Genomic DNA, 8,825 nt, shown 5'->3' on the forward strand with positions numbered 1-8,825 from the left:
GCCGCCCATGCTCGACGAATCGCTGCTCGACGACCCCGAGGCGCTCGCGCGCGCCGACCGCCGTGCGCTGCTGCGTGGCGCCGCCGAGGCAGGCGCCAGGGTCCGCTCCGCCGTGCGGCACGCCGCCGAGGCCGGGGTCAACGAGCTGAAACCCGACGGACGCCCCCGCGCCGTCCTCATGGCGGGCCCCGGCACCGCCTCCGTGGGCGTCGCCGAACTGCTCGGCACACTCGCCGGTGCCGCCTGCCCGGTCACCCGCATCCATCCGACCGGTGTCGCACCGGCCGCGGGGGCCCTGCGCTGGGAGCTGCCCGGCTGGGCGGGCCCCGTGGACCTGCTGCTGATCGCCACCCCCGACGGCTCCGAACCAGGGCTGTCGATCCTGGTCGAGCAGGCCTACCGCCGCGGCTGCACCGTCGTGGCCGTGGCCCCTGCCCGCTCCCCGATCACGGACGCGGTGGTCGGCGCCCACGGCTTGTTCGTCCCCATGGCGACCGCCCCCTACGAGCAGGACGAACCCCTCACCGCGTCCGCCCCCGGCGTCCTGTGGGCCTTGCTCACCCCGCTGCTCGCCCTCCTGGACCGCACCGGGCTGCTCTCCGCCCCGTCCGACGTCCTGGAGAAGGTCGCGAGCCGTCTCGACCAGGTCGCCGAACGCTGCGGCCCGGCCATCGCCACCTACAGCAACCCCGCCAAGACCCTCGCCGCCGAGCTGGCCGAGTCCCTTCCCGTGATCTGGACCGAGGGCGTCTCCGCCGAGCCGGCCGGCCGCCGGTTCGCCGCCGCGCTCGCCGAGCTGGCCGGCCGCCCCGCGCTCACCGCGCAGCTGCCCGAGGCGCTCGCCTCCCACAGTGTTCTGCTCTCCGGGCCTCTCGCCGCCGGCGCCGACCCCGACGACTTCTTCCGCGACCGGGTCGAGGAGGCACAGGCCCTCCACGCACGCGTGGTGCTTCTGCGCGACCGCCCGATCGGTGGTCTGAGCGCGGCCCCAGCCGCCCGCGATCTGGCTCTCAGCCACGACACGGCGATCAGCGAACTCGAACCGGAGGACGGCGACGAACTGGAGACCCTCGCGGAGCTGATCGCCATCACAGATTTCGCCGCTGTTTACGTGGCGCTCGCTTCGGGGGCCTGACCTTGGCTCGCAGCATCTGACAGCACGCACCCGCCGACGCCCGACGGCGCCGGCCGCAGCGTACGTATTGGAGAAAGACACCCACCGCATGGATCGCCTCGAGAACACCGTCCGCCCCTACGCCTGGGGCTCGACCACCGCCATCCCCGCGCTCCTCGGCGAGGAGCCGACCGGTGAGCCGCAGGCGGAGATGTGGTTGGGCGCCCACCCGGGCGCACCCTCGCGCACCCCGCGCGGCCCGCTCAACGAGGTGATCGACAAGGCGCCGGAAGTGGAACTGGGCGAGCGGACGGTCGCCAAGTTCGGGCCCCGGCTGCCCTTCCTGCTGAAGATCCTCGCCGCCGGCGCCCCCCTCTCCCTCCAGGTGCACCCCAACCTGGAACAGGCGAAGGAGGGCTACGCGGACGAGGAACGCCGCGGCATCCCGGTCGACGCGCCCCACCGCAACTACAAGGACGCCAACCACAAGCCGGAACTGATCTGCGCCCTCACCGAGTTCGACGGCCTGTGCGGCTTCCGTACGCCCGATGACGCCGCCGAACTGCTCGCCGGCCTCGAGGTCGACTCCCTCAAGCCGTACGTCGACCTGCTGCGCGCCCACCCGGAGGAGGCCGCCCTGCGCGAGGTCCTCACCGCAGTCCTGAGCGCCGACCCCGACGACATGGCCCACACGGTCGGCGAGGCCGCGGCCGCCTGCGCCCGCCTGGGCGGCGCCTACGCCCCGTACGCCGGCATCGCCCATCACTACCCCGGCGACCCGGGCGTGATCGCGGCCATGCTGCTCAACTACGTCCAGCTGCAGCCCGGCGAGGCTCTCTTCCTGGGCGCGGGCGTCCCGCACGCCTATCTGAACGGCCTCGGCGTCGAGATCATGGCCAACTCCGACAATGTCCTGCGCTGCGGACTGACCCCCAAGCACGTCGACGTCCCCGAGCTGCTCCGGATCGTCCGCTTCGAGGCCGGCGACCCTGGTGTCCTGCGCCCGGAGGCCTCCTCGAACGGCGAGGAGGTCTACGAGACCCCCATCGACGAGTTCCGCCTCTCCCGGTACGTCCTCGCCGAGGGCGCCGCCCCGCGCGACCTCACGCGCGCCACCCCGCAGATCCTGCTGTGCACGGCGGGTTCCGTACGGGCCGGGGAGCACCTGCTGGCAGCCGGCGAGTCAGTCTTCGTGCCGGCGGGCGAGAAGGCCGAGGTGGCCGGGGCCGGCACCGTCTTCCGGGCCACAGTCGTAGCCTGACCCGAACGCCGTACATGGTCATGCTGTCGGTCCGGCGCAACGCCGCCGGACCCGGCTGCAACAATGACCCACCGGCAAAGGACGGGTAAAGCCCTGGACGGAGTGCGCCGGCAGGCGCATCCAGGGCGGGACGCTACGAAGGGACAACGCGAACACATGAGCGCGTCAGGCGGCACCAGGGCGATCGTCGCGGCACTCGGAGCCAATCTCGCGATCGCGGTATCCAAGTTCGTGGCGTTCGCCTTCAGCGGCTCCTCCTCGATGCTCGCCGAGGGCGTCCACTCGCTCGCCGACTCCGGCAACCAGTTCCTGCTGCTGATCGGCGGCAAGCGCGCCCAGCGCGACGCGACCCCGCAGCACCCCTTCGGCTACGGGCGCGAGCGCTTCATCTACGCCTTCCTCGTCTCGATCGTCCTCTTCTCGGTCGGTGGCATGTTCGCCATCTACGAGGGCTTCGAGAAGATCAGCCACCCGCACGAGGTCGAGAACTGGTACTGGCCCGTGGGCGTGCTCGTCTTCGCGATCCTGGCCGAGGGCTTCTCCTTCCGCACGGCCATCAAGGAGTCCAACGGCCTGCGCGGCACGCTGTCCTGGGCGCAGTTCATCCGCCGGGCCAAGGCGCCCGAACTGCCGGTCGTCCTCCTGGAGGACTTCGGCGCCCTCATCGGTCTCGTTCTCGCCCTCGGCGGCGTCGGCCTCGCGCTGCTCACCGGCGACGGCGTCTGGGACGGCATCGGCACCATCTGCATCGGTGTCCTCCTCGTGCTGATCGCCCTCGTTCTCGCCGCCGAGACCAAGTCCCTGCTGCTCGGCGAGGCCGCGGGCCCCGAGGTGGTCAGGAAGATCGAGGCCGCGATCGTCGACGGCGACACGGTGCCCCGCATCATCCACATGCGCACGCTCCACCTCGGCCCCGAGGAACTGCTGGTCGCCGCCAAGATCGCGGTCCGGCACGACGACACGGCCACACAGGTTGCCGCCGCGATCGACGCCGCCGAGGCCCGCGTCCGGGCCGCCGTCCCGATCGCCCGTGTCATCTACCTGGAACCGGACATCTACAGCGAGGCGGAAGCGGCCAAGGGCCCGGACCCCGAGGCGACCCCCGGCGGTCCCGCCCAGGTGCCCGGCCACTGAGCCCGCGGCCGGCCCCCGGATCCCGCGCGGCACAGCCCCGGGCACCGGCCGAAAGCAGTCCGCAGGCAACCGGGCTCCTCCGAGGCGGACTGGGGTACGCGGGGCCGCCCGGTGTAGCTTGGAGGCCGAGCCAGACGTCGCTGCTGATGGCGGTCGGGCGGTCCCACGACGGACCGGCCGAGGGAGAGAGGGCCTCCGACGACTGCGCTGCGCGTACGCGGGCATTCCTGTGTCCTCTTCCGGGCACCCCTGTGTCCGCCGCCGCGCAGACCAGCCGTACCCACCTCGCCCCAACCCCGAGGAGCAGCACGCAATGACGACTGTCGACAACCGACAGGACTTCAAGGTCGCCGACCTCTCGCTGGCCGAATTCGGCCGCAAGGAGATCACCCTCGCCGAGCACGAGATGCCCGGTCTGATGTCGATCCGCAAGGAGTACGCCGAGACGCAGCCGCTGGCCGGCGCCCGCGTCACCGGCTCCCTGCACATGACCGTCCAGACCGCCGTGCTCATCGAGACGCTGGTGGCCCTTGGCGCCCAGGTCCGCTGGGCCTCCTGCAACATCTTCTCCACGCAGGACCACGCGGCCGCCGCCATCGCCGTCGGCCCCGACGGCACCCCCGAAAACCCCCAGGGCATCCCCGTCTTCGCTTGGAAGGGCGAGACCCTGGAGGAGTACTGGTGGTGCACGGAGCAGGCGCTGACCTGGCCGGACAGCCCCACCGGCGGCCCGAACATGATCCTCGACGACGGCGGTGACGCCACCCTCCTCGTCCACAAGGGCGTCGAGTACGAGAAGGACGGCAAGGTCCCGGCCATCGAGACCGCCGAGTCCGACGAGCACCGCGTCATCCTTCAGCTGCTCCACCGCACCCTGGGCGAGAACCCCCAGAAGTGGACCCAGCTGGCGTCCGAGATCCGCGGCGTGACCGAGGAGACCACGACCGGCGTCCACCGCCTGTACGAGATGCAGCGCGACGGCGTCCTCCTGTTCCCGGCGATCAACGTCAACGACGCCGTCACCAAGTCGAAGTTCGACAACAAGTACGGCTGCCGCCACTCCCTGATCGACGGCATCAACCGGGCCACCGACGTCCTCATCGGCGGCAAGACCGCCGTCGTCTGCGGCTACGGCGACGTGGGCAAGGGCTGCGCGGAGTCCCTGCGCGGACAGGGCGCCCGCGTGATCGTCACCGAGATCGACCCGATCTGCGCGCTGCAGGCGGCCATGGACGGCTACCAGGTCACGACCCTCGACGAGGTCATCGACAAGGCCGACATCTTCATCACCACGACCGGCAACAAGGACATCATCATGGCCACGGACATGGCCAAGATGAAGCACCAGGCGATCGTCGGCAACATCGGCCACTTCGACAACGAGATCGACATGGCCGGCCTCGCCAAGGTCCCCGGCATCGTCAAGGACGAGGTCAAGCCGCAGGTCCACACCTGGACCTTCCCCGACGGCAAGAAGATCATCGTCCTCTCCGAGGGCCGTCTGCTGAACCTGGGCAACGCCACCGGTCACCCGTCGTTCGTGATGTCCAACTCCTTCGCGGACCAGACGCTGGCCCAGATCGAGCTGTTCACCAAGCCCGACGCGTACCCGACCGGTGTGTACACGCTGCCCAAGCACCTGGACGAGAAGGTCGCCCGCCTCCACCTGGACGCGCTCGGCGTGAAGCTCACCCAGCTCCGCCCCGAGCAGGCCGCGTACATCGGCGTCGACGTCGAGGGCCCGTACAAGTCCGACCACTACCGCTACTGATCACCTGAGGCACCGGGTCGCGCGTACACCGCAGGCTGTGAGCGTACGCGCGCCCGCCGCTCTCGACGTGGCGAGCGCGTCCGTGCACTGACGCGCACCTCAGAGCAGTTCCGAGGCAGGCCCCCCGCACCCCCGTGCCGGGGGCCTGCCCCGTTCGGCCAGGCCAGGCAGACTGGCCCGACCAGCCCGTCACGACCCAGGACCCCCATGCCCCGCGGCCGATATTCGCTTCATGACCCGCACGACCACACCCCCCTCGGCGAAGAACACTTCCAGTGCGCGCCGGGCCCCTCCGGCTGGCGCTACGTCTCGCAGCTGATCACTCCGTCCGGCGACCAGGCCGGCTCCGTCGATCTGGCCCTCGACGAACTCGGCCGCCCCATCCGCCTGGAACTCCACGCCGGAGGCTGGCAGGTGCGGGGTGCCGCCCTCGACGGCGTCACCTGGGTCCGCACCGACCCCACCGGCACCCATGCCACCGAAGGCAATGTCCGCGCTCACGCCTTCACCGGCACGTCCCCGGCCTTCCTCGTCGCCACCGCCCGGCTGCTGCGCCTCACCCCTTCTTCTTCCTCCGCGACGCGCGTACGCCTCGTCGCCTTCACCGATCCGGTCCTCGCACCCCGCACCGTGGACCAGTCCTGGGCCCTGATCGAAAGAGAAGCACACGCCACTGACAACGCCCCCCTGATCGTGGACGAATACCAGGTCACGGACCTGGACACGGGGGAGCTGCACACCGTCCACATCTCGGGGGACGTGGTGCTCGCGGCACCCGGCATCGAGCTCGAGGACCTCGAGTCACCCCCCTCGGCGTTCTCGTGACAGGCGTTCGCGCTGGACGAGAGATGCCGAGGCGGGTACCACCGGACGGGCCGGCGAGGTCTGTACCGAAGTGACGAGACCGCCGACGGACGCGCACCCACGGGGCCCGGACCCGTCGAGGAGCCGGCCGCGTGCGGCTACGCGGGCGGTACGAACCCGGTGGCAGGCTGATCCGCCGACTCCGCCCGCGGCGTCGCGCCAGTCACCGGCTGCCGGTCCTGCGGGGCTGCGGGTGCCTGTGGCTGAGGCCACGCGTAGGCATACGACTGAGCGGGAGCGGACGTCGCGGCCCGGTCGTCCACGTCGTTCGGGACCGGAGCCCGCCACGGGCTTGCTCCGCCCGCCGCCAGGGGAGCCTTCTGGGGCGCCGGGGCGTACCCGCCCGGCGTGCTGCCCGCTCCAGGGGCCGCCGCTGCGCTCCCGACCTCGCTCCAGCCGCCGAACGCCCGCCGCGCCTCCCGCGCCTGCCGTTCCTGCAACACCGCCGCCAGATACGCGGCCGGGGGAATCCCATACGGCGCCGGCGCCCCCGTGCGCGCTGCGACATCCGAGGCAAGACGTTCCGCCATCGCCTGGCCCACCTGCGGATCCAGCTGCTGCATCCGCGTCAGGTACTGCCGGACAGCCAGCCACAACCCGTCCGGGACCGCCGAGAGGTCCAGCTGGGAGAACCGCCCGGCAAGCCAGGGCGGCGGCGGGGGCACGAAGCCCGAACGTCCTGCGGGCACCCGTTCCCGTACGACCAGCGTGCCCGCGAAGACGTCACCGAGTCGCCGGCCCCGCGCGGACACGAGCGAGGCGATGCACGCCACGATGCCGAAAGTCATCAGGATCTCGATCGCACCGATCGCGCCCCGCACCAACGCGTGCCGGAACCGGATCGGTCCACCGTCGTCCCGGACCACGCGCAGCCCGCAGGCCAGCTTGCCCAGTGAACGGCCGCGACTGAGGGTCTCCACGGCTATGGGTCCGCCGATCAGGACCAGGACGAACGTCGCGATCGACACCGCGACCTGCGCGGCTTCGTCCAGCCCGGACGTGGCGGCCACCAGTGCGATGGTCACGATGAGATATGCCGTCATGGCCACGGCCAGGTCGAGCAACACCGCCAGCGCACGGCTCGGCAGTTTCGCGGGGCGCAGCTCCAGCGCCACCGCCTCGCCCGTCACTAGCTCACTCACGCACGCCGTCCTTCCCCTGGTACTCCCCGAGGTACGCCAGTCTGCCAAGCTGAGGGGCACATCGCGCCGCGGTACGACAAGCTGACACGCAGTACGAGAGGACGAGGAGCAGCCCATCCCATGGACCTCGACGTGTTCGTGTCCACCCATCGCGCCGAGTGGGACCGTCTCGACGCCCTCCTGCGCCGCCGGCGCCGCCTCACCGGAGCCGAGGCGGACGAGCTCGTCGCCCTCTACCAGCGCACCGCCACCCACCTCTCCGGCATCCAGTCCAGCGCACCGGATCCCCAGCTGACAGGTCGGCTCAGTCAACTGGTGGCACGCGCGCGCAGTGCCGTGACAGGCACGCGCCGGGCCTCGTGGCGTGATGTCACACAGTTCCTCGCGTACGGCTTTCCCGCCGCGGTCTACCGTTCGCGCCGCTGGTGGATACCCACAGCTCTGCTCTCAACGGTGATCGCAGCACTCCTGGGGTGGTGGATAGGCACCCACCCGGAGGTCCAGGCCTCCATCGCGGCACCCAGCGAGCTGCGCACCTTGACCCGCCCCGGTGGCGAGTACGAGACGTACTACTCCAGCCATCCCGCCGCCGCGTTCGCCGCCCAGGTGTGGACGAACAACGCCCAGGCCGCCGCGCTGTGCCTGGTCCTCGGCGTCTTCCTGGGCCTCCCCGTCCTCGTGATCCTCTTCGAGAACATGCTGAACCTCGGGGTGGGTGCCGGCCTGATGTCGTCGGCGGGCCGTCTCGACACGTTCCTCGGTCTGGTGCTCCCCCATGGCCTCCTGGAACTGACCGCGGTCTTCGTGGCCGCCGGCACGGGACTGCGACTGGGCTGGACCCTTATCGACCCGGGTCCTCGCACCCGTCGCAGCGCCCTCGCCGAGGAGGGCCGGGCCGCACTCGGGGTGGCGATCGGTCTTGCCCTGGTCCTGTTCGTGTCCGGGGCCATCGAGGGCTTCGTGACACCCTCCGGCCTCCCGACGTGGGCCCGCATAGGTATAGGCGTCGTCGCTGAGCTGGCCTTCCTCACGTACGTGTACGTGCTGGGCGGACGTGCGGTCCGGGCCGGCGACACCGGTGACCTGGGTGCGGGCGAGCGCAGCGCGAGCGTGCCGATGGCGGCGTGAGCCGACCGGCACCCTGTCGGCTCCTGCTCGATGTGCGTTTCCCCGTGTTGGCCTGCTAGTCTCGTCTTCGCCCCACAAGACCCGTTGACACGGGTCGAGCGGGGAGGTAGATTCGAACAGTTGCCTAGAGGTGGACCTACCCACCAGCAACAGTGAGCGTCTAGTCGCTTCCGGAGCGCAGCTTCCGAGAAGCCCCCGTTGAATCAGAAATGGACCGCCGGTCAATCGGCTCCGGAAACTCTGATAAAGTCGGGGTCGCCGGAAAGGGAAACGCGAAAGCGAAAACCTGGAAAGCAACCGAGGAAATCGGGTCGAGAAAAGATCTGATAGAGTCGGAGACACCGAAGGGAAGCGCCCGGAGGAAAGCCCGAGAGGGTGAGTACGAAGGAAGCGTCCGTTCCTTGAGAACTC

At 70.7% G+C, this 8,825-nt stretch carries 7 protein-coding genes; 6 read left to right on the forward strand and 1 reads right to left on the reverse strand.

Annotated elements, in window-relative coordinates:
- The first annotated feature begins 7 nt into the window (after nucleotides 1–7).
- The 5 genes from ABZ904_RS33145 to ABZ904_RS33165 all read left to right on the forward strand — a co-directional run bounded on the left by ABZ904_RS33145 (nucleotide 8) and on the right by ABZ904_RS33165 (nucleotide 6,105).
- Complete coding sequence (locus ABZ904_RS33145; protein ID WP_359403375.1) at nucleotides 8–1,135, forward strand: SIS domain-containing protein; 1,128 nt, start codon at nucleotides 8–10, stop codon at nucleotides 1,133–1,135.
- An 88-nt stretch (nucleotides 1,136–1,223) separates the two neighbouring features.
- Nucleotides 1,224–2,375 (forward strand): mannose-6-phosphate isomerase, class I, encoded by a 1,152-nt coding sequence (gene manA, locus ABZ904_RS33150; protein WP_359403372.1) that lies wholly within the window; start codon nucleotides 1,224–1,226, stop codon nucleotides 2,373–2,375.
- Nucleotides 2,376–2,531: 156 nt separating this feature from the next.
- The gene (locus tag ABZ904_RS33155) at nucleotides 2,532–3,509 is read left to right on the forward strand and encodes a cation diffusion facilitator family transporter (RefSeq protein ID WP_360999806.1); all 978 of its coding nucleotides are present in this window, start codon (nucleotides 2,532–2,534) and stop codon (nucleotides 3,507–3,509) included.
- 313 nt (nucleotides 3,510–3,822) lie between these two features.
- Nucleotides 3,823–5,280 (forward strand): adenosylhomocysteinase, encoded by a 1,458-nt coding sequence (gene ahcY, locus ABZ904_RS33160; protein WP_360999809.1) that lies wholly within the window; start codon nucleotides 3,823–3,825, stop codon nucleotides 5,278–5,280.
- 207 nt (nucleotides 5,281–5,487) lie between these two features.
- Nucleotides 5,488–6,105, forward strand: a complete 618-nt coding sequence (locus ABZ904_RS33165; RefSeq protein ID WP_359403363.1) for a hypothetical protein — start codon at nucleotides 5,488–5,490, stop codon at nucleotides 6,103–6,105.
- Nucleotides 6,106–6,242: 137 nt separating this feature from the next.
- Here ABZ904_RS33165 and ABZ904_RS33170 read toward each other — a convergent pair whose 3' ends face one another.
- On the reverse strand, nucleotides 6,243–7,286 hold the full coding sequence (locus ABZ904_RS33170) for an RDD family protein (RefSeq protein ID WP_360999812.1): 1,044 nt from the start codon (nucleotides 7,284–7,286) through the stop codon (nucleotides 6,243–6,245).
- 120 nt (nucleotides 7,287–7,406) lie between these two features.
- Here ABZ904_RS33170 and ABZ904_RS33175 point away from each other — a divergent pair, with 120 nt between their 5' ends.
- Nucleotides 7,407–8,414, forward strand: coding sequence for a stage II sporulation protein M (locus ABZ904_RS33175; protein ID WP_360999815.1), 1,008 nt, complete (start codon nucleotides 7,407–7,409; stop codon nucleotides 8,412–8,414).
- Nucleotides 8,415–8,825 lie beyond the last annotated feature (411 nt).

Source organism: Streptomyces sp. NPDC046900 (assembly GCF_040644975.1).
GTDB lineage: Bacteria > Actinomycetota > Actinomycetes > Streptomycetales > Streptomycetaceae > Streptomyces.